At 64.7% G+C, this 19,408-nt stretch carries 15 protein-coding genes and 1 pseudogene; 12 read left to right on the forward strand and 4 right to left on the reverse strand.

The annotated features are described in order from the left end of the window. Positions 1-265 precede the first annotated feature (265 nt). The 3 genes from IVB26_RS41900 to IVB26_RS41910 form a co-directional block, all read right to left on the reverse strand. On the reverse strand, positions 266-451 hold the full coding sequence (locus tag IVB26_RS41900) for a hypothetical protein (protein ID WP_247974040.1): 186 nt from the start codon (positions 449-451) through the stop codon (positions 266-268). Between the two features lie 717 nt (positions 452-1,168). Further along, a complete protein-coding gene (locus IVB26_RS41905; RefSeq protein ID WP_247974041.1) occupies positions 1,169-2,302 on the reverse strand; it encodes a sensor histidine kinase in 1,134 nt (377 codons plus the stop codon). 175 nt (positions 2,303-2,477) lie between these two features. After that, complete coding sequence (locus tag IVB26_RS41910; protein WP_247974042.1) at positions 2,478-2,696, reverse strand: hypothetical protein; 219 nt, start codon at positions 2,694-2,696, stop codon at positions 2,478-2,480. Between the two features lie 436 nt (positions 2,697-3,132). Between IVB26_RS41910 and ku the strand changes: the two genes are divergently transcribed. The 4 genes and pseudogenes from ku (at position 3,133) to IVB26_RS41930 (ending at position 5,671) form a co-directional block, all read left to right on the forward strand. After that, positions 3,133-4,059 carry a non-homologous end joining protein Ku gene (gene ku / locus IVB26_RS41915; RefSeq protein WP_247974043.1) on the forward strand — a complete coding sequence of 309 codons (927 nt, stop codon included), beginning with the start codon at positions 3,133-3,135 and terminating at the stop codon, positions 4,057-4,059. 45 nt (positions 4,060-4,104) lie between these two features. Continuing rightward, positions 4,105-4,813: pseudogene (locus IVB26_RS41920) on the forward strand (DUF72 domain-containing protein). Between the two features lie 208 nt (positions 4,814-5,021). Then, positions 5,022-5,318 (forward strand): hypothetical protein, encoded by a 297-nt coding sequence (locus IVB26_RS41925; protein WP_247974044.1) that lies wholly within the window; start codon positions 5,022-5,024, stop codon positions 5,316-5,318. Positions 5,319-5,506: 188 nt separating this feature from the next. After that, the gene (locus IVB26_RS41930; protein WP_247974045.1) at positions 5,507-5,671 is read left to right on the forward strand and encodes a hypothetical protein; all 165 of its coding nucleotides are present in this window, start codon (positions 5,507-5,509) and stop codon (positions 5,669-5,671) included. Here IVB26_RS41930 and IVB26_RS41935 read toward each other — a convergent pair. Next, positions 5,668-5,937 (reverse strand): hypothetical protein, encoded by a 270-nt coding sequence (locus IVB26_RS41935; RefSeq protein ID WP_247974046.1) that lies wholly within the window; start codon positions 5,935-5,937, stop codon positions 5,668-5,670. The genes IVB26_RS41930 and IVB26_RS41935 overlap by 4 nt on opposite strands. A 362-nt stretch (positions 5,938-6,299) precedes the next feature. Here IVB26_RS41935 and IVB26_RS41940 point away from each other — a divergent pair, with 362 nt between their 5' ends. The 8 genes from IVB26_RS41940 to IVB26_RS41975 all read left to right on the forward strand — a co-directional run bounded on the left by IVB26_RS41940 (position 6,300) and on the right by IVB26_RS41975 (position 19,408). Then, positions 6,300-7,871 carry a recombinase family protein gene (locus tag IVB26_RS41940; RefSeq protein WP_247974047.1) on the forward strand — a complete coding sequence of 524 codons (1,572 nt, stop codon included), beginning with the start codon at positions 6,300-6,302 and terminating at the stop codon, positions 7,869-7,871. A 691-nt stretch (positions 7,872-8,562) separates the two neighbouring features. Then, on the forward strand, positions 8,563-8,727 hold the full coding sequence (locus IVB26_RS41945) for a hypothetical protein (protein WP_247974048.1): 165 nt from the start codon (positions 8,563-8,565) through the stop codon (positions 8,725-8,727). A 214-nt stretch (positions 8,728-8,941) separates the two neighbouring features. Continuing rightward, complete coding sequence (locus IVB26_RS41950; protein ID WP_247974049.1) at positions 8,942-9,841, forward strand: DUF3991 and toprim domain-containing protein; 900 nt, start codon at positions 8,942-8,944, stop codon at positions 9,839-9,841. Positions 9,842-10,158: 317 nt separating this feature from the next. After that, complete coding sequence (locus IVB26_RS41955) at positions 10,159-10,764, forward strand: DUF1419 domain-containing protein (protein WP_247974098.1); 606 nt, start codon at positions 10,159-10,161, stop codon at positions 10,762-10,764. A gap of 169 nt (positions 10,765-10,933) precedes the next feature. After that, positions 10,934-16,030 (forward strand): Eco57I restriction-modification methylase domain-containing protein, encoded by a 5,097-nt coding sequence (locus tag IVB26_RS41960; RefSeq protein WP_247974050.1) that lies wholly within the window; start codon positions 10,934-10,936, stop codon positions 16,028-16,030. 254 nt (positions 16,031-16,284) lie between these two features. Beyond that, complete coding sequence (locus IVB26_RS41965; protein WP_247974051.1) at positions 16,285-17,970, forward strand: ParB/RepB/Spo0J family partition protein; 1,686 nt, start codon at positions 16,285-16,287, stop codon at positions 17,968-17,970. Positions 17,971-18,062: 92 nt separating this feature from the next. Then, complete coding sequence (locus tag IVB26_RS41970) at positions 18,063-18,536, forward strand: hypothetical protein (RefSeq protein ID WP_247974052.1); 474 nt, start codon at positions 18,063-18,065, stop codon at positions 18,534-18,536. Next, positions 18,533-19,408, forward strand: a complete 876-nt coding sequence (locus IVB26_RS41975) for a DUF7007 domain-containing protein (protein ID WP_247974053.1) — start codon at positions 18,533-18,535, stop codon at positions 19,406-19,408. The genes IVB26_RS41970 and IVB26_RS41975 overlap by 4 nt, the downstream gene beginning before the upstream one ends.

Below are 19,408 nucleotides of genomic sequence, written 5' to 3' on the forward strand. Positions count from 1 at the left end.
TGACCGAGCAGAAGGATCTGCAGGGACAAGCTCGCCGCGCTCGTTGATCTCGGACGACCCCGTGACGCGCAGCGTGGTCTCGACCCAGATCTCGCTCTTCTCGCGGTGAGGCGACCTGTAGATGATCCGCGCCTCTTCCGCCTGGCCGTTCTTCACGGTCGACGACCTGCTCGACACGCGGGCGGTCTTCCGGATTGAGACCAGTGAGGGCGAGACGTTCCCAGCAGCTTGGCGGGATCCCAGCCGAGGATCCGCGCACACGCCGTCAAAGCGTATAGGATGCGCTCGTCGAGACGCGCATCGCGACGTCGCTGCACTCTTCGGCGAGCAGACGGACGTCGGCCTCCTTGGCGAGGAGGGCCGCGGCCAACCGTTGCCGCTGCGCAAGATAGCGGACGAGCCAAAGCCCGATCAGGGCGAGCGCCAAGGTCAGGCCGGCGACGATGGACATTCGCACGGCCGCCTCCCGGCGCCATGAGAATTCCGGGGCAGCTGCCGCGCAGGAACGACGCTGGCGCGGTCTCGTTGGTGCTTTAGGCCTCGCGAAAATGCCTGGCCGGCGTGGCTCCGCCCCAACCCCAAAAGCCCCCAAGGCGGGGCTACGCTCAGGCCGCACGCCCGGACGCATCGTGCGGAGTAGCACCGGCGCCGGTCCCGAGCCTTAGCCTTAGCCTTCCATCGCGTGAAAATGAGATCGCGGTGTGACTCTGTCGGATCGCGTGACCCAGGCGTCGATCTTTCAGGCAATCGTCGCCTGAAAGAACGAAAGTCCGCCGGCGTGCATGCCCTGTCCAACCGCAACCCGAGCGGGACCTGCCACGCTAGGCCGATCTGCGACTCGCCTCCCGCAGCGCCCCTCGGCCGATGGCCTCGAGCTCGCCCAAAGTCCTGTGGCCGCTCTCGGCGGCCTGGAGGAGCTTTTCGGCGACTCGCTTGCGGGTTTCGTGATCACCGCCGCAGGGCAACTTTTGGCAAACTCTCTCCAGCGCCACTTCCAGATTGGCGGTCGTTCTGCGGTCAAAGCTCGTCATCACGCGACCTCAAAGTGAAGCAGCGAAATAACGGAGGCGAGCGTAGCATTCGTCCGCCCGGGAAGGGAAATGGAATCGACGCTGCACCTGCGAGGAAGCGGCGACCAGCGCGCTGCCGAAGCTCGCGCCGGAGCGTTTCATTGCCGCGGGCTTTCAACGGATGCCGTTAGCGAGGGCGCCGGTATCTTTCGGTTGACGTTCATGGTCACTCGGACCCCTTTTCCCGGCGTCGACTCCACATTGAAGTCCGTTTTCGCGTTTTCTCTCAGAGTCTGAACGATGAGTGCGCCGACCTTTCCCGGAACCGGCCATGTGACGCCCTCAGGCAATCCCCGTCCATCGTCCGCGATGAGCACACGGCACCGGTCGTCGCTCTGTCGCAGACATTCGATGGTGATCACACCCTGGCCGCGACCCTCGAAGGCATATTTGAAGGAGTTGGTCAGCACCTCGTTGACGACGAGCCCCACCGACAACGCGGTGTTGACGGACACCGGCGCATACTCCGTCTTTTGCTCGAGCCGAATTCCGTCCACGGCGCAGGTGTTCATGACCGCGGCGGCGATCTGGCTGAGATAATGGCCGAGGTCGATCTGGTCGCTGGCGGCATCGTTCGAAAGCGCATGATAAAGCAGATGCAAGGACTCAATGCGCCCGGCAAGGGTTTCCAAGTTGACCTTTTCGCCGCGCCTCTCGTTGCGGGCTTCGAGACGTATCAGCGCGACAATCAATTGCAGATTGTTCTTTACGCGGTGCTGCAACTCTCGCAGCAGAATATCTCTGTCCCGTATCTGACGCGCATATTCCTCGCGTTCCGCCCGCGCCCTGTCGGTGATGTCGATGAGCGCGGCGATGCGATAATTCTCGGTGCCATCCTCGTTTTGAATGAAGCCCGAGAAAGCCTCGACGACAAGCGCTCTTGGGTGCTCCGCTCGGAATATGCCGAGAAACTCTTCTCCGCCCGTCAGCATGGCCAAATCCAGCGAGACCTTCGAATCGTCTTCGTCCTTGAACCCACCCAAAATGGACCAGCCCTTGCCTGCGCAATCCTTCGCGTCCCGGCCGAAGAGCGTTTCGAATGCTTTATTCGCGTAGCAGATGCGCTGATCGCCACGAAAGAACTTCGAGACGGCGATCGCAATGGGGATGTAGTCCAGGAACTGCTTGAATTCTTCGGTCTCGATGGCCTTCGAGAGCTCTGCCGAGTCGAACAGATCGTTGATCTGCTGGGCGCTCTCGGACAGCTCCGGATCAGGTTGTTCCGACGACATCGGCCCTTTCCTCGACTCGTTGCGCGGCTTGCGCGCCCCGCCCGCATTGCCGGCGGCCCGTACCGGGCCGGCGGCCCGTACCGGAGGAGGTTTCGGGGGGATGCTAGGGCCGCCGCGGCCAATCCGCAATCGGGAACGGAATGCCGCCGGATCGATCCCGGCATGACCGGGTGTTTTACGAAAGCAGCAACGGCGATGTCTGGCTGCTGACGCGCGACCCGGTGTCGAAGATCACCGCGCCGGCGCCGTCCAGCCGAACCATCGTTGCCTCTTCAATCGTGGGTGCCACGGCGCTGCGACGGAGCATCTCGTCGAGATCTTCCTGCGGGCAATTCCGGAGCCGGTCGGCCGCTTCGCTTGGCAGCGTTTTTCCGAAGCGCGCCCCCGGCACCATGGCGATATTGTCGAACGTACAGTCCTGCGCACGTGCTCGACCATCCCACGCAACAACGGGTTCTTCTCCAAATCGACCGAGATCGGCATCTACCCCTCGCTTGTACTCGCATCACCGCGGCGGTCTCGCCCCATGTCACAGCGGCGGCGCGCATAGCCAGACGATACTGCCGACCGGAGCTCTTCGACTTGGGCCTCGATGAAGTCGAGGGTTACCCAGCAGCGCCTTGACCGCTTCCCGGGCGTCGCCGCCGCAGGCCGCGGATCGCCTGGTATGTTCCCGTTTCATTCCAAAGAGTCAAGATCCCCTCTCCCGAATTGCCATGGTGCAACGATGGCCTCCGGATGAATCTCGGGGACGGGCTTCCGATGTCGGAACCGGCAGTCGTCGTTCGTCTTGAATCCAGGCCGCCCCTATCTGTGGAGTTCTGCGTATCATGGCCCCGAGAGCGAATTGGAAAGGCTTCTTGCGTCTGTCCCTCGTCACCTGCCCCGTGGCGCTCTATCCGGCCACCTCCGAGAGCGAGAAGATCTCGTTCAACCAGCTCAACCGGCAGACCGGCCATCGTATCAAGTACCTGAAGGTCGACGCCGACACCGGCGACGAGGTGGCCAACGAGGACATCGTCAAGGGCTACCAGCTCGAGAAGGACCAGTTCATTGAGGTGACCAAGGAGGAGCTCGAGGAGATCGCGCTCGAGTCCACGCGCACCATCGAGATCGACGAGTTCGTCGACAAGTCCGACATCGACCCGCGCTACCTGATCCGCCCCTACTACATCCGCCCCGACGGCAAGGTCGGCCACGACGCGTTCGCCGTGATCCGCGAGACCATCCGCGAGATGGACAAGGTCGCGATCGGCCGCGTGGTGCTGACCAATCGCGAGCACATCATCGGGTTGGAGCCGATGGGCAAGGGTTTGGTCGGTACGCTGTTGCGCTACCCCTATGAGGTGCGCAGCGAACAGGAGTATTTCGACGAGATCCAGGACGTGAAGGTGACCAAGGATATGCTCGATCTCGCCAAGCACATCGTGAACCAGAAGGCGGGGCAGTTCGATCCAGAGAAGTTCGAGGACCACTACGAGAGCGCGCTGGTCGAGCTCATCAACCAGAAGCGGGCCGGCAAGCCCATCGTGCCGAAGGATCGGCCGAAAGGCGAGAACGTCGTCGATCTGATGGACGCACTGCGCAAGAGCGTCGGAGGCGCAGCAGCCGAGACGGGGACTGCAAAGAAGCCTGCCAAGAAGGCGAAAAAGACGGCCGCGGGTCAGAAGGAGATGCTGATGCCGATCGCCGGCAAGAAGCCTGCGAAGGACGCGGCGAAGAAGCCGACAGCAGGCACGCGGCGGAAGTCGGCTTGAGATTGAGAATCACCGGGTGGCGCTCCATGGCGGTTGTAGACTGACATGGAAGAGGACGCGCATGTCAAAGCGGGGCTGCGGCTCGGCACAGCGGGATGCAATGTTCCCCAGAGCTGCAAGGAAAGGGTTGGCGGTGCAGGTAGTCACCTTGAGCGCTACGCACGGGTGTTGAACGCCACCGAGATCAACTCATCCTTTCATAGGCCGCACCGGCGCTCGACGTACGAGAAGTGGGCGAGCGCGACACCGGATGATTTCCGATTTTCGGTCAAGGTGCCGAAGTCCGTCACTCATTCGCAACGGCTTGCACCGGCTGAACTCGATCGGTTCATCGAAGAGAGCGCCGGGCTTGCTTGTTCAGTTTGCCCCGCGCAAGATGTTCGTGGAGTCCGATGCGGAATTACTGTTCGGCGCACTGCGGGAAAGGACATCAGCCGCTCTCGCTTGCGAGCCGCGTCATGCCAGTTGGTTCACGCCCGAGGTCGGTGCTTGGCTTAGAGAGCGTCGGATTGGCCGCGTCGCTGCGGATCCGGCGCGGGTGCCGAACGCCGACCTGCCGGGCGGGTGGCCAGGCCTGCGCTATTTTCGACTGCATGGAGCGCCGCGCATTTACTACTCCGCGTACGACGGGGCGTTCCTGCGAACGCTGAAGCCGCGGCTCGGTGCTGCGTCGTCGTCTACTGAGACCTGGTGCATCTTTGACAACACCGCCGCCGGCGCAGCGCTCGAGAACGCACTCGACCTGCTCGCTTGAGAGGCTTTCGGTCTTTGCCGAAGGCCTTTGGCTAGGCCTGACCTTCCCGATTTCGTCGCGTCACCAGTGCTTCTTGCACGCCGCGGGGAGGAAGGTGCGGGGCGCTCCCAAGGCGGGCGAGAATAGGAGGAACGCGCGTGGCAACCACACGTTCGAACTGATCGGAGCCGCAAAACGCGATTCCGAAGCATCAAACAGGAGATCGGTCATGAGGTCTATCGCGAGCGCACTCGTCTTCGCTCTGACGCTTTCGGCGCCGGCCGCAATTGCCCAAACCACGACGCCCGACGTCTCGACCGCGCCGAGCGCCCAGAACTCCGGCGCTGGCATCGCGGGTCAACCCGGCAACAAAAATGGTCCTGCGGCCAAGCCCAGCGAGACGGTCGGCTCCAGCACCACCCTGAACCAACAGAATCCGACGGTCCAGCAGCAGGACACCTCCAACATCAAGGGTCTGCCGGGCAACAAGAGCGGCCCACCGTCCAAAAAGCCCGATAGCAAGTGACGCGGGCGCCCGGGTCGGCCTAGGGGCGGCGCGTACAATCCGGACGATCTCGTCCGATGGTTTCGATCCGCTGCCGGGCACGCAAACCGCCGCTGTGCGGTGCCGGAGGCGGCGTGCGAGGCCATCCGGATTCGTACGGAGCTGAGCGCCACTGGCCGTTTACCTTAGTAGGGTACGACCTTCCCATCATGGGTGACGACTTCGATCCTAAGGACCGTGCGGAAGAGGCGGTGAAGGAAGCCGTTTTGGCGGATGGCTCCGAGCGGCAGCGCTGGCTCCAGCTCGCGCAGGCTTGGCTCGAACTCGCCCGCATCCGTTGCCACCCGAGCGGCGCGACAGCGCAGCCGAACTAATGGGCACTTGGAAGGCACTCCGGGCAGGTGTCGCCAATCGAATCCAGGATTTCTCGGACCTCCGCGACGGCCTCTTCCGGAGATAGACCTTCGGGCGGGTACTCACGAGCGATCTCGATGGCGCGCTCGCGTGCGTGAGGGTCGGCCCGGTCCTTCGCCCAGCCGTGCTCCTCGCATTCATGGATGGCGCCGGCCTCCTGCAGCACCGAGATCGCCCACCCTCGCAGCGTCCGGATCGCCGGTCGTCGTTCCTTCATCATCAGCATCGAGGTTGGCTCCTGCCGGGGCGAATCCTTTCGCCCACCCGCTCGTTCCGGGCGATTAGCACGGGTCAGGGATTCGCAATCGGCAGAGCTGGGCATTGTCCCCGTGTTCCCGCGGCGCTGTGAACAACCGGGGCGCAGCCGCTCCATGGGGCCGACTTTCCGCAGTTCGGATCGAGATTGCCATCCAGAACGCGGAGGGTGTATTTGCTATCCAGGGTACCTCTAAGTAGCGGGAGAGGTGCATGGGTAATTGGCTTATTGTCCCCAAAGGGACCAGCTTGGCGAGGCGGACCCGAACGCGCCGCGCGGCGCAATACGTCAGAATGTCGAGGGAGCTCCAGCGCTACTCGATCAAGAATCAGATGACGGCCATTGCCGCCTATGCCGAGGCGCACACGCTCACGATCGTCCGCACCTACTCCGACGAGGGCCGCAGCGGTCTCCGTATCAAAGGCCGGCCTGGTTTGATCGAACTGATCGAGGACGTACAGTCGGGGCAGGCCGACTTCGACCACATCCTCGTCTACGACGTCAGTCGCTGGGGCCGCTTCCAGGACGTCGACGAGAGCGCGTACTACGAATTCCTATGCAAGCGGAGCGGCGTCCAGGTCGAATACTGCGCCGAGCTCTTCACGAACGACGGCACATTCGTCTCGGGGATCGCGAAGAGCCTCAAGCGCGGTATGGCCGCGGAGTGGAGCCGAGAACTTTCGGTCAAGGTGCACGCGGGGCACTGCCGGGTCGCGAGCCTCGGTTACCGGGTCGGCGGTCCCGTGGGCTACGGCCTCCGGCGCTTGATGGTCGACGAGAGCGAGCATCCGAAGGGCTTCCTGGAAAAAGGGCAGTTCAAGGCTTTGCAGTCGGACCGCGTTCGGCTGCGGCACGGCTCCGCCGAGGAGGCGGCCGTGATCCGGATCATTTTTGACCAGTTCGTCAACGGCCGGAAATCCTACAGCGACATCCGGCGCCAACTGAACGATGCCGGCATCGCCAATCACAACGGTCGGCCGTGGACCGACGGCATGATCCCGACCATCCTCGCGAACGAGAACTACATCGGCAAGACCGTCTACAACCGTACCTCGCGACGCTTAGGGCAGAAGCTGGTCAAAAACCCGGATCACGCCTGGGTCCGGGGCGCTGCGGCGATCGAGCCTATTGTGGAACCGGGCATCTTCGCACGCGCACAGAAGTTGCTTGCCGAGCGCCGACTTGAGATTCCGGAAGACGAGATGTTGCTGCGCCTTCGCCTTGCGCTCCGTCGGCGCGGTAAGCTCAATTCCCGCATCATCAACGAAACCCTAGGACTCAATCACGTCTCCTCGTACGTGAAGCACTTCGGTTCGCTGCGGAAGGCCTATGCGCTGATCGGCTACGTGTCGCCGCGCGACTGCGACTGGATCGACACCCGGGAGTTTTGGGCTGCCGAACAGGCGAGGCACGCAATCGAGCTCGCGGAGGTGTTGCGAAACGACCTTGGTCTTCGGCCGGAGCTCGCTCCGGACGGGATCGGCGTCGATGTCGAAGGCAGGCGGGTAGTTTCGTTTCTCGCCGCGCGACGGCTGGCGCGACGGGGAGAGGATCACGCTGCGCAATGGAAGGCCTATCGAAGGCAGATTTCATCGGGCCTGCTTGCCGTGATGCGGTTGGATGCGGCAAATCGCGAGATCGAGGATTACATTCTACTGCCTGCCTCGTTGAGGTCGGGACGCTACGTCTGGCTCGCATCCGGTTCCCTCCGTCGACACCGGGGCGAGATTTACGGGGAAAAGGAGACATTGTTCTCTGCAATCAAGGCAACGCTGGCAAGAACCAACCGTGGCGCCCAAACCAGCTCAGCACAGTCGAAAAAACGATCGAAATCAGGCCAGCCCAAAGCCAAGGGCTTCGGCGGGCGGCGCTCAGCGTGCGGAGGTACAAAATCGCACCGATGAGAGTGCCGTAGTTCCTTCGGAAGTCCCCATTCAGTTTCGCGATCTTGGACAATTCCGAGGAGGTGTCTACGTCGTTTGCCATCTGGCTGGCTCCTTCATCTCGCTAGGACCAGCGCCTTATGAACCACTGTTTTGCCCGACGGAGCGAGCGGCATTTCTCTTTATCAGAATATGCTTGCCCACCAGAATTTTTCGCTAACTGGCAGGACGGGCGGGAAACTGGGCGTCGCCCTGCGGGCCGGGCTGTTGGCTGCGCTGAAGCCCCGCAAGCGGGTCTTCCCCCTTTTGCGGGCTGCCATCCCTGACGCAAACGGCCCGACCAACAACACCTGCTGATCCGATCGAAAGCAGCTTCACACGAGTTCGGACCGGGATTTATCCATGCGTGCGCGCGACGCCGATGACCCTGTATGCATTGAATGGGACAATTCGCAAAGCAGCCTGAGCTTCGTTATCCGGGCGACCAAATATGTGCGTTTTGGCAGTTCACGCTTCCGGTGAAGGACCAAGCCCGCTCTCGAATGGGCTTTCCTTCGTTCGGGTGCGGCCTTCCACGATCAACCCGCAAGGGGTTCGCTACGCAAGCGTGCGACCTCTTCGGCTTCGCCTTTCGAGGTGACCGCAGCCGTCCCCCGAACACATCGGCGCCTGTCGAGCGGGGATGGTCCCCGCCGCAAGACGGGAGCCTTCAATGTCGCACAATCTCACGGTCGCTCAGAACCACGCCTTCGATCTGGCCCGCACGCTCATGGTGCCGGTCATTCTTTTCCAGGCTGACAACGAGTTCGGCGTGATGGTCTCCAGCGAGTACGACGGTGATCAGGACGCCATTGTTCACGAATACGACCCCTGGTGACCGGCTCATTGAGCCGGGTGACCGGCTGCCGCTGGCGCCATGCCGACTGCAAGGGAGGCTTCGCCGCGCCCAATGACGCGGCGACGACGGTTGGTAGGCGCGCCCTTGCATTCGGCAGGCTTCGCGGCCGGTCGGGGATGCTCCGCAAGTTGGGAGCAAGAGAGGTCAACAGAAGAAAGGGGCGGACCCGCCTGTGCGAGTCCGGTGCTGACAAATGGACAAGAAACAAATCGAAGAGCTTCGCCAGAAGGTTGGGTGCGCGGCCCTGCTGGAGAAAGACGGCTGGAAGGTCGACGTCAAGGAAAGCACCCGACGCGCGATCAAGTATCGGCGTGACAGCAACATCATCATCGTTATCCACGAAGGCCGCGGCTGGTTCGATCCGTTGTCGCCGGCGAAGGGGGACGTGTTTTCGCTCGCCGAACATCTTGGTGCCGATGGTTTCGTCGAAGCATGTGACCGTGTTGCGGATATGGTTGGTTTCCGTCCCAGCGCACCAGCGTGGCAGCGGCCGGCAAGGCCGAAGGCATCGAGATCCATTGCTGAGCGCTGGCAACATCGCTTCAAGCCGCGCCCGGGCTCGCCAGCCTGGCGCTATCTCACGGACGAGCGCGGGGTGCCGGCCGAGATCGTGAAGCAGGTGATCGCCTTCGATCGGTTGCGAGAAGGCCCCCGAGGCAGCATATGGGCCGCTCATAGCGATTCTGCCGAAGCAATCACGGGGTGGGAGGAGCGTGGACCGCAATGGCGCGGCTTCGCCACTGAGGGCGCGAAAGAACTTTTTCGCTGCGGGGCGCGCGGGTTCAACCGGATCTGCATTACAGAGGCGGCAATCGATGCCATGAGCCTTGCGGCGATCGAGGTCCGACGCTCCGATACGCTTTATGTCAGCACTGGAGGCGGCTGGTCCCCGGCGACAGATCATGCCATCCGCAATCTGGCTAAGCGCGCCAACGTCTGCCTGGTGGCAGCGACCGACAACAATCGGCAGGGTGACGTGTATGCCGATCGCGTTCGTGCCATTGCCGGAGAAGCGAGTGCGGAATATGCGCGATTACGACCGCGCACCGATGATTGGAATGAGGATCTGAAGGCCCTGACGGCGCCCCCTTGATGGGGCTCGCGAATGGCCTGGCTAGGCAGCCGTGGTGGCGCAGCGGCAAGGCCGTCGCATGATTGCGGTGCCTTATGCTGTCTGTGGGCGGCAGGATAAGGAGATCGAACAATGAGAGAGGAAAAATGAAATGGGAATGAGGCGCTGCCGCATGCCCGGCCAGCGCGTCAAGGGTAAAGCTTCGCCCGCGTTCCGCGGCCCTTGACCCGCCGGACCTTCGATGCGGCCGGCGAGGAGGTGTGATGAAGGACGGAAGTGATGAAGAGATCAGGAGGATCTCTCGCGCTTCAGTCCGGCCAGGCCAACAGGAGCCGCCGATGCACACCTCTCCTATCTTTCGCAAAGTCTTCGAAGGCGTCGCGACGCGCCACGAGATGCACCGCATGTTCAATCGCCATCGCGGCAATCCGGCCATGGCGGAAAGCGATGCCCAGCATCTTTTTGCCGGCGAATGGTTCGAGATCGCTGAGTCCGAGCATGATTACATGTTCGACATCCTGCCGCCGCTATGGATGCGTGCGGACATGTTCGCGATGCGCGAATTTATGACGGCAAGTGTGACAAGCGTTTTCCTGTCACTGTCGATTGATGGCCAGATGCGCTGGTTCCATGGTTACTGCGACCTGTCGGACAGAACGTCGCCGGAGCGGATGAAGACCGCGATCATCGAGCGCGAGTCTCGTCCTGTCCGCGCGATGACGCGCCAAGAGCGGCTCGAGCACATCTGGTCGAGCACGCATGACGACTACCGCGGCTACGCCGGCGAGCGCTGGCCGGCCGCCGTGCGCGGCCGCCGCACCGTGCTCGTCTACGCCGGCCAGCACGGCACCGCGCTGAAGCTGCTGGACGATCTCACCGAAGCGGAGATCGCAGCGAAACTGCCGGTGCAGCTCCGCCACCTGCCAGAAGCGGTCGCGGCCTAGTCGGATAGCCCGCCCTCCTCGACCTGCGAACAGCCCGGCCCAGTGCCGGGCTTCGCAATTCGGCACTCAGCCTCCCGCCGGCTCTCCCGTAAATCTCGCAAGACCGTGCCGTCCGCCGCTGCTCGCGGCGGCGGCGCGGTCGCGCGCGCCCAGCAGAAGGACATTTTCAATGGCGCAGGACGACCCTTTCACGATCGACCTCTTCGGCAACACCGCCCTCTCCTCTAGCCTCGGCCTCGGCGTCACCGCCTTCGCCGCCGACGTGGACGGCGACCACGACGACAGCGCACCACCGCCAGAGCCGGCCCCTGCGAGGCCGGCTCTCAAACCCGCCCGGCTGTGTGCGCCGAGCGCCCGCACGCGCGGCGCCAACTTCCGTCTCGCCTGCGACCGCGGCCTGGCAAAGGGCTGGAAGCAGCGCGCCCGCGACAGCGTCGCGTCCATTCGGCTCGCCGCGCAGATCGAGGCGGAGCAGCGGCCCGCCTCGCAGGACGAGCAGCGGCAGTTGATCCGCTTCACCGGCTTCGGTGCTTCCGAGCTCGCCAACGGCGTTTTCCGCAAGCCCGGCGAATCCGACTTCGCGCAGGGCTGGGGGGAGATCGGCGCCGACCTTGAGGACGCGGTCGATGACGCCGGCTATGCCTCGCTCGCGCGGTGCACCCAATACGCCCACTTCACGCCCGAGTTCATCGTCCGCGCGATCTGGTCGGGCCTGCAGCGCCTCGGCTGGCGCGGCGGCCGCGTGCTCGAGCCCGGCATCGGGACGGGGCTGTTTCCGGCGCTGATGCCGGACGAACTACGCGAGACCTCCCACGTCACGGGCGTCGAGCTCGACCCCGTCACCGCGCGCATCGCCCGGCTGCTGCAGCCGCGAGCGCGGATCGTCACAGCCGATTTCGCGCGCGCCGAGCTGCCGGCGAGTTTTGACCTCGCCGTCGGCAACCCGCCCTTCTCCGACCGGACCGTGCGCTCGGATCGCGGGTACAGGTCGATGGGCCTTCGGTTGCACGACTATTTCATCGCCAGGGCAATCGACCTCCTGAAGCCCGGCGCCCTCGCCGCCTTCGTCACGAGTTCGGACACGATGGACAAGGCGGACGCCTCGGCGCGTCAGCACATCGCGAAGTCGGCGGACCTGGTCGCAGCCATTCGCCTGTCCCAGGGCAGCTTCCGCGCCAGCGCCGGCACCGACGTCGTCGTCGACATCCTGTTCTTCCGCAAGCGCAAGGTCGGCGACGCCGAAGGCGACCTGTCATGGCTCGATCTCGACGAGGTTCGGCTGGCGGCGGAAGACGAGAGCGCGATCCGCGTGAACCGATGGTTCGCGCAGCGCCCGGATTTCGTGCTCGGCACTCACGCGCTCGCGTCCGGTCCTTTCGGCGAGACCTACACCTGCCTTCCACGCGAGGACGGGGATCTTGAAGCGACGCTCAAAGCCGCGATCGGCCTCCTCCCGGAAGCCGTCTACGACGGCGAGCCGGAGGTGATCGATCCGGACCTGGAAGAGGCCGGCGATCCGTCTGACGCGGATTGGCCTGCCGATCGCCACGTGCGCGAGGGCAGCTACTTCTTCGACAAGGCCCACGGCTTGATGCAGGTCCTAGACGGCGAGCCGGTCGCAGTGAAAGCGCGCAAGGGCCGCGGTGCCGACGGCATTCCGGAAAAGCACGTGCGCATCATCCGGAGGCTGATCCCGGTCCGCGACGCCGTGCGAGAGGTGTTGAAGGCGCAGGAGCTCGACCGGGCGTGGAAGGACGCCCAGGTCAGGCTGCGCATCGCCTGGTCGAACTTCGTCCGGGACTTCGGCCCGATCAACTTCACGACCGTCTCCATGACGGAGGACGAAGAGACCGGCGAGGTGCGCGAGGTACACCGCCGGCCGAACATCCAGCCCTTCCTCGACGATCCCGACTGTTGGCTGGTCGCCTCCATCGAGGATTATGACCTCGAGACCAACACCGCGAAACCAGGGCCGATCTTCACCGAGCGGGTGATCGCGCCGCCCGCGGCCCCGGAAATCACCAGCGCGGCAGACGCGCTCGCCGTTGTGCTCAATGAGCGCGGGCGCGTCGACATCGACCACATCGCCGAGCTGCTGCACCGGAACCACGACGACGTCGTCGCCGAACTCGGGAGTGCCGTCTTTCGCGACCCCGCTGACGGCTCGTGGCAGACGGCCGACGCCTATCTGTCGGGACACGTGCGGGACAAGCTGAAGATTGCGGGGGCCGCAGCCGCGCTCGATCCCTCCTACCAGCGCAACGTGACGGCCCTGCAGCGCGTGCAGCCCGCCGACCTCAAGCCCTCCGACATCACCGCGCGCTTGGGCGCCCCGTGGATTCCAGCCGCCGACGTCGTCGCCTTCGTCAAGGCGACAATGGATGCCGAGATCAGGATCCACCACATGCCGGAGCTCGCGTCGTGGACTGTGGAGGCACGTCAGCTCGGGTGGACAGCCGCCGGCACGTCGGAATGGGGCACCGACCGCCGGCACGCCGGCGAGCTTCTCGCCGACGCGCTGAACAGCCGCGTGCCGCAGATTTTCGATACGGTCAAGGACGGCGACAGCGAGCGCCGCGTCCTCAATGTCGTCGACACCGAGGCGGCCAAGACGAAGCTGCAAAAGATCAAGGACGCTTTCCAGCGCTGGATCTGGTCTGATCCCGATCGTACCGACCGCTTGGCGCGGGTCTATAACGATCGCTTCAACAACATCGCGCCACGAGCCTTCGACGGCGCGCACTTAAAGCTTCCGGGTGCCTCAGGCGCCTTTGTGCTTTATGGGCACCAGAAGCGCGGCATTTGGCGCATCGTCTCGGCCGGCTCGACCTACCTGGCGCACGCCGTCGGGGCCGGGAAGACCATGACGATGGCTGCCGCCATCATGGAGCAGCGCCGGCTCGGCCTGATCGCCAAGGCGATGCTGGTCGTGCCCGGCCACTGCCTGGCGCAGGCCGCGCGCGAGTTCCTTGCGCTCTATCCGAACGCCCGCATCCTCGTCGCCGACGAGACCAATTTTACCAAGGACAAGCGCTACCGCTTCTTGTCGCGCGCGGCGACCGCGACCTGGGACGCGATCATTATCACGCACAGCGCATTCCGCTTCATCGCGGTGCCGTCGGCGTTCGAGCAGCAGATGATCCAGGACGAGCTCGAGCTCTACGAAACGCTGCTGACCAAGGTCGAGAGTGACGATCGCGTCTCGCGCAAGCGCCTCGAGCGATTGAAGGAGGGCTTGCGGGAGCGCCTGGATTCGCTTTCGACCCGCAAGGACGACCTGCTGACGATCTCCGAGATCGGCGTCGATCAGATCTTCGTCGACGAGGCGCAGGAGTTCAGGAAGCTCTCCTTCGCGACCAACATGTCGACCCTGAAGGGTGTGGATCCGAACGGCTCGCAGCGCGCCTGGGACCTCTACGTCAAATCCCGCTTCATCGAGACGAAGAACCCTGGCCGCGCGCTCGTGCTCGCCTCCGGCACGCCGATCACCAATACGCTCGGCGAGATGTTCTCGGTCCAGCGCTACCTCGGCTATGAGGCGCTCCTCGGGCGCGGCCTGCACGAGTTCGACGCCTGGGCGAGCACATTTGGCGACGTCACGACCGAACTTGAGCTGCAGCCCTCCGGCAAATACAAGCCGGTGACGCGCTTCGCCACCTTCGTGAACGTGCCGGAGCTCATCGCCATGTTCCGCTCCTTTGCGGACGTGGTGATGCCGGATGACCTGCGTCAGTACGTGAAGGTGCCGGCGGTCTCGACAGGCAAGCGCCAGATCCTCACTGCGAAGCCGTCGCCGGCATTCAAGCGCTACCAGATCCGGCTCGGCGAACGCATCAAGGCGATCGAGGAGCGCGACCGCGCACCGGAGCCCGGCGACGACATCCTGCTGTCGGTCATCACCGACGGCCGCCACGCTGCAATCGACCTGCGTCTGGTTGATCCGGATAGCGACGACGAGGCCGACAACAAGCTGAACCTGCTTGTCGGCAACGCCTTTCGCATCTGGAAGGAGACGGCCGCGAACAACTACGTGCGCACGGACGGAAAACCCTTCGAGTTGCCCGGCGCGGCGCAGATGATCTTCTCCGATCTCGGCACCATCAGCGTCGAGAGGAGCCGCGGCTTCTCCGCCTACCGCTGGATCCGCGACGAGCTGGTCCGTCTCGGCGTGCCATCGGGCGAGATCGCCTTCATGCAGGACTACAAGAAGTCCGAGGCGAAGCAGCGGCTGTTCGGCGACGTCCGCGCTGGCAAGGTCCGCTTCCTGATCGGATCCTCGGACACGATGGGCACCGGCGTCAACGCACAGCTTCGCCTGAAGGCCTTGCACCACCTCGACGTGCCCTGGCTTCCGTCGCAGATCGAGCAGCGCGAGGGCCGCATCGTGCGGCAGGGGAACCAGCACGATGAAGTCGACATCTTCGCCTATGCGACGGAAGGCAGCCTCGATGCGCAGATGTGGCAGAACAACGAGCGCAAGGCCCGCTTCATCGCCGCCGCGCTGTCCGGCGATACCTCGATCCGTCGCCTTGAGGACATGGGAGAGAGCCAGGCCAACCAGTTCGCCATGGCAAAGGCCATCGCGTCGGGTGACCCGCGCTTGATGCAGAAAGCGGGCCTCGAAGCAGACATCGCGCGGCTCGAACGGCTGAGGGCTGCGCACATCGACGACCAGCACGCAGTGCGGCGGCAGATGCGCGAGGCCGAGCGCGAAATCGAGCTCTCCAACCGCCGCATCGGCGAGATCGGCAAGGACATCAAGCGTCATGTTCCGACTGCGGGTGACGCCTTCTCCGTGGAGGTGACCGGAACGCCGTATGCGGAGCGCAAGCTTGCTGGCCGCGCGCTGATGAAGGAGATCCTGACGCTGGTACAGCTTCAGCACGAGGGCGAGATCGTCATCGCCTCGATCGGTGGCTTCGACGTTGCGTACAGCGGAGAGCGCTTCGGCGGGGACGGCTATCGCTACACCACGATGCTCCTGCGAACCGGCGCCGAGTACGAGATCGAATTGCCGGTGACGGTCACGCCGCTCGGCGCAGTCGCCCGCCTTGAGCACGCGCTCGACGACTTCGAGGGCGAGCGGGAGCGCTATCGCCAGCGCCTCGCCGACGCCCGTCGACGCCTTGCTTCCTACGAGTCGCGCGACGGCGGCGAGTTCGCTTTTGCCGGCGAGCTTGCCGAAAAGCGCCGGCAGCTGGCCGAGGTGGAGAAGGCCTTGGCGGAGGACGGCGAAGGCACCCGTGAGATTACCGCGGCCGCGTAAACAAAAAGGGAGGAGAAAGGGACAAGGCCCGCTCGCAGATCGGGCGGGCCGTCGACGCTGGCGCTCAACCACCGCCTGCGCGATCCCAACCCGTCGTCCTGCGCAGGGCTTAGGCCCTGCTGGTCCCGCCGGGCAGGGATGCTCGGCCGCAGTTGCACCGGCCCGTCCGCTCCGCAGGGCCCAGGGGTGTCTTCGGGAAGAAGACGAGGAAGGTCCGGCAGCGCCGGTCCGCAATCCCAAAAAGGAGCGTTCCCATGCAACTCATCAAGATCGACCCGCGCGCGCTGAAGGAGAACCCCGATCGCACGCGCCAGACGAAGTCGACGCCGCAGGCCGACGCGCTGCTGCTCGCCACGATCAAGGCCGTCGGCATCGTCCAGCCGCCCGTCATCACGTCGGAAACCAGCGGCGGCAACGGCTACGTCATCAACGCAGGCCATCGCCGCGTGAAGCAGGCGATCGCCGCCGGCCTCGAGGAGATCGACGTTCTTGTCGAAGAGGCGGCGAACGACAACGGCGCCATGCGCTCGATGATCGAGAACATCGCCCGCGAGGCGTTGAACCCGGTCGATCAGTGGCGTGCGATCGAGCGCTTGGTCGCGCTCGGCTGGACCGAGGAGGCAATCGGCGTCGCGCTGGCGCTGCCGGTGCGTCAGATCAGGAAGCTGCGCCTGCTGGCGAACGTGCTTCCGGCCATGCTCGATCACATGGCCAAGGGCGACATGCCGAACGAGCAGCAGCTCCGCACCATCGCCGCAGCCTCGCTCGACGAGCAGAAGGAAGTCTGGAAGAAGCACAAGCCGTCGAAGGCCGATCCGCAGGTCTCGTGGTGGAGTGTCGCCCAGGCCCTTCAGAAGACGCGCATGTATGCGCGCCACGCGAGCTTCGGCGACGAACTCGCGCAGGCCTACGGAATCCACTGGGTCGAGGACCTGTTTGCTCCGGCTGACGAGGATAGCCGCTATACCACTGACGTTGAGGCCTTCCTCGGTGCCCAGCAGGAGTGGATGGCAAACAACCTGCCGAAGAAGGGCATCATCGCGGAAACCACCAACTATGGCGATGTGAAGCTGCCGGCGAAGGCCGAGCGCGTCCACGGCAAGCCGGCGAAGTCCGACTGTACGGCCGTGTATCTCGATCGCGACGGTCGCGTGCAGACCGTGCACTACCGCATGCCTGCGGCGAAGAAGCCGAAGGGCCAGAACGGCTCAGGATCGGACAACGCTCCGGACGATGTCGGCGAGGTCTCGCAGCCCCGTCCCGACGTGACCCGCAAGGGCGCCGAGATGATCGGCGATTACCGCACCGATGCGCTGCGCGAGGCGCTCGGCCGCGCTCCGATCGAAGACGACACGCTGATGGCGCTCCTCGTTCTCGCCTTCGCGGGCCAGAACGTCTCTGTGACGACGGGAAGCGGCGGGACCTATTACGGCCACAGCCGGCTCGCGAAGAGCGCGGCGGCGCTGTTCGACGCCGACGGCAAGCTCTCTTTCGACATGGACACACTGCGTGTTGCGGCGCGCACCATGCTAACCAACGTGTTCTCGTGTCGGGAGAACGCCACCAATAGCGGCATCGTCGCTCGCATCGCTGGACAGGCAATCGGCGCGGACGCCCACCTGCCGAACTTGGGTACGGAGGAGTTCCTTTCCTGCCTGTCGCGCACAGCCCTCGAGGCGTCGTGCAAGGAGACGCCGGTCCTGCCACGCCAGCGCGTCAAGGACACGCGCGCCGCGCTGGTCGAGCACTTCAAGGAGGGCCACTTCGTCCACCCCTCCGCGCTGTTCGCGGCCGACGCGACGAAACTCTCCGAGTGGCTGTCCTCCGGCTCGGCCGCCCCGGACGACGAAGACGAAGCCGATGAGGACGTGGACGGCGCGGGCGACGAGCGTGCCGACGGCGATGCCGACGCTGAGGCGTTCAGGGAGGCGGCCGAGTAGTCGCTCCCGACGTCCCCCTCCGAACGATCTCCCGCCGCCGGTCCCCGCCGGCGGCGGTGCTGTTCCACGCATGCGCAAACAAGGAGAACACGATGTCCACGCACACGATCTTCGACAATGCTCCCATCGGCTCGATCGTCGACTGGTCCGACGGAACGCCGCAGCCGCCGGCACGCTTCAGGAAGAAGCTCGCCGCCTGGCAGTCCAGCAACAGCCGGAGCCGCCTGATCCGAAAGCAGGGCGGACGAGGCGTCGGCAATGTATCGCTGTCGGCCTGTTTCACCCTGCACGAGGTCGACTATGGCGCCGGCGGCGTTATCGCCGTCCGCGTCCACCGGACGTTTTCGCTCGAATCGAAGCTCCACTTCACCGTCGTCGAGCGTCCGGCCATCGGCTCGGTCCGCGTGTTCGACCGTGCCGGCGACGGCGGCGAGCTCGTCTATCTCGCGACCAATGAGGCCGACGCCAAAGGCTGGCTGACGCGCCATGGCTATCCGGGCGCGGTGCTCCAGGAAGTGACTGCCGACGAGGTCGGGGCGGACGCCGTCGAAGGGAGGGCAGCATGACCGCTTCTCTCCCGCACGGAACCCTGCCGGACCCGACCTCCGGAAACCCGGAGGTCGAGTACGGGCGCAGTGCCGAGGGCTTCCTCGCGGCCCGCATGGGCGAGACCGCCTTCGCGATGCTGCCGGCGCGCCGCGGCGGGCATTATCTCGCAACCGGCTGGCGCATCGGCCGGCCGATTGCGGAATGGCGACGCGCGGACTTCTACGGCCATTCCGGCGCACTGCCGGATGAGGCCGCATTCCGATCGATGGTAGGGGAGAACGCCGAGCACCAGCGCGAAAAGCGTGCGCTCGGCCGCAAGGACGTGCGGTCTGCAGCGAACACGCCCTGGGGAGCCTCACAAGGCGCCACCCTCTACGCCGACGGCGTGGTCTGCCACTCGACCGCGGGCCACGGCGGCTTCCACCTCTCCGCCGAGCGAAACCGCAAGGTCCATCCCATGCTGCGCTCGAAGGGTGGCTGGTACGAGGAAGATGCCGAATGGGCGATCGTGGCGATCACCTTTCCGCACCTCTTCACGGCGTTCGAACGCCGTTGCGCCGAGAGAACGATCAAGGACAGTTGGCCGGACGCTTGGGAAACGATCTTCGGCGCGATCCTCAAGCTGGGCGAGTCCCGCGAAAAGGACCGCCGCGCCTTTGAGCAGGCGCACGCGCGGGACTGGTTCGTCGTGTCGGCTATTACCTCGAAGCACGCTGCCGGCTTCGTCGAAACTGTCGCCACGCCGGGCGGCAAGCGCGGGCCAGGGACGGAGGAGCGTCGCTTCCTCGTCCCTTCCGACGAATATCAGGTAGGCCGCTTCGGCTTCGTGATCGACGAGGCGCGCCACCAAGTCTACGGCGGCCCTTCCGACTTCGTCGGCTGGAGGTGA

Source organism: Bradyrhizobium sp. 195 (genome assembly GCF_023101665.1).
In the GTDB taxonomy this organism is placed as follows: domain Bacteria; phylum Pseudomonadota; class Alphaproteobacteria; order Rhizobiales; family Xanthobacteraceae; genus Bradyrhizobium.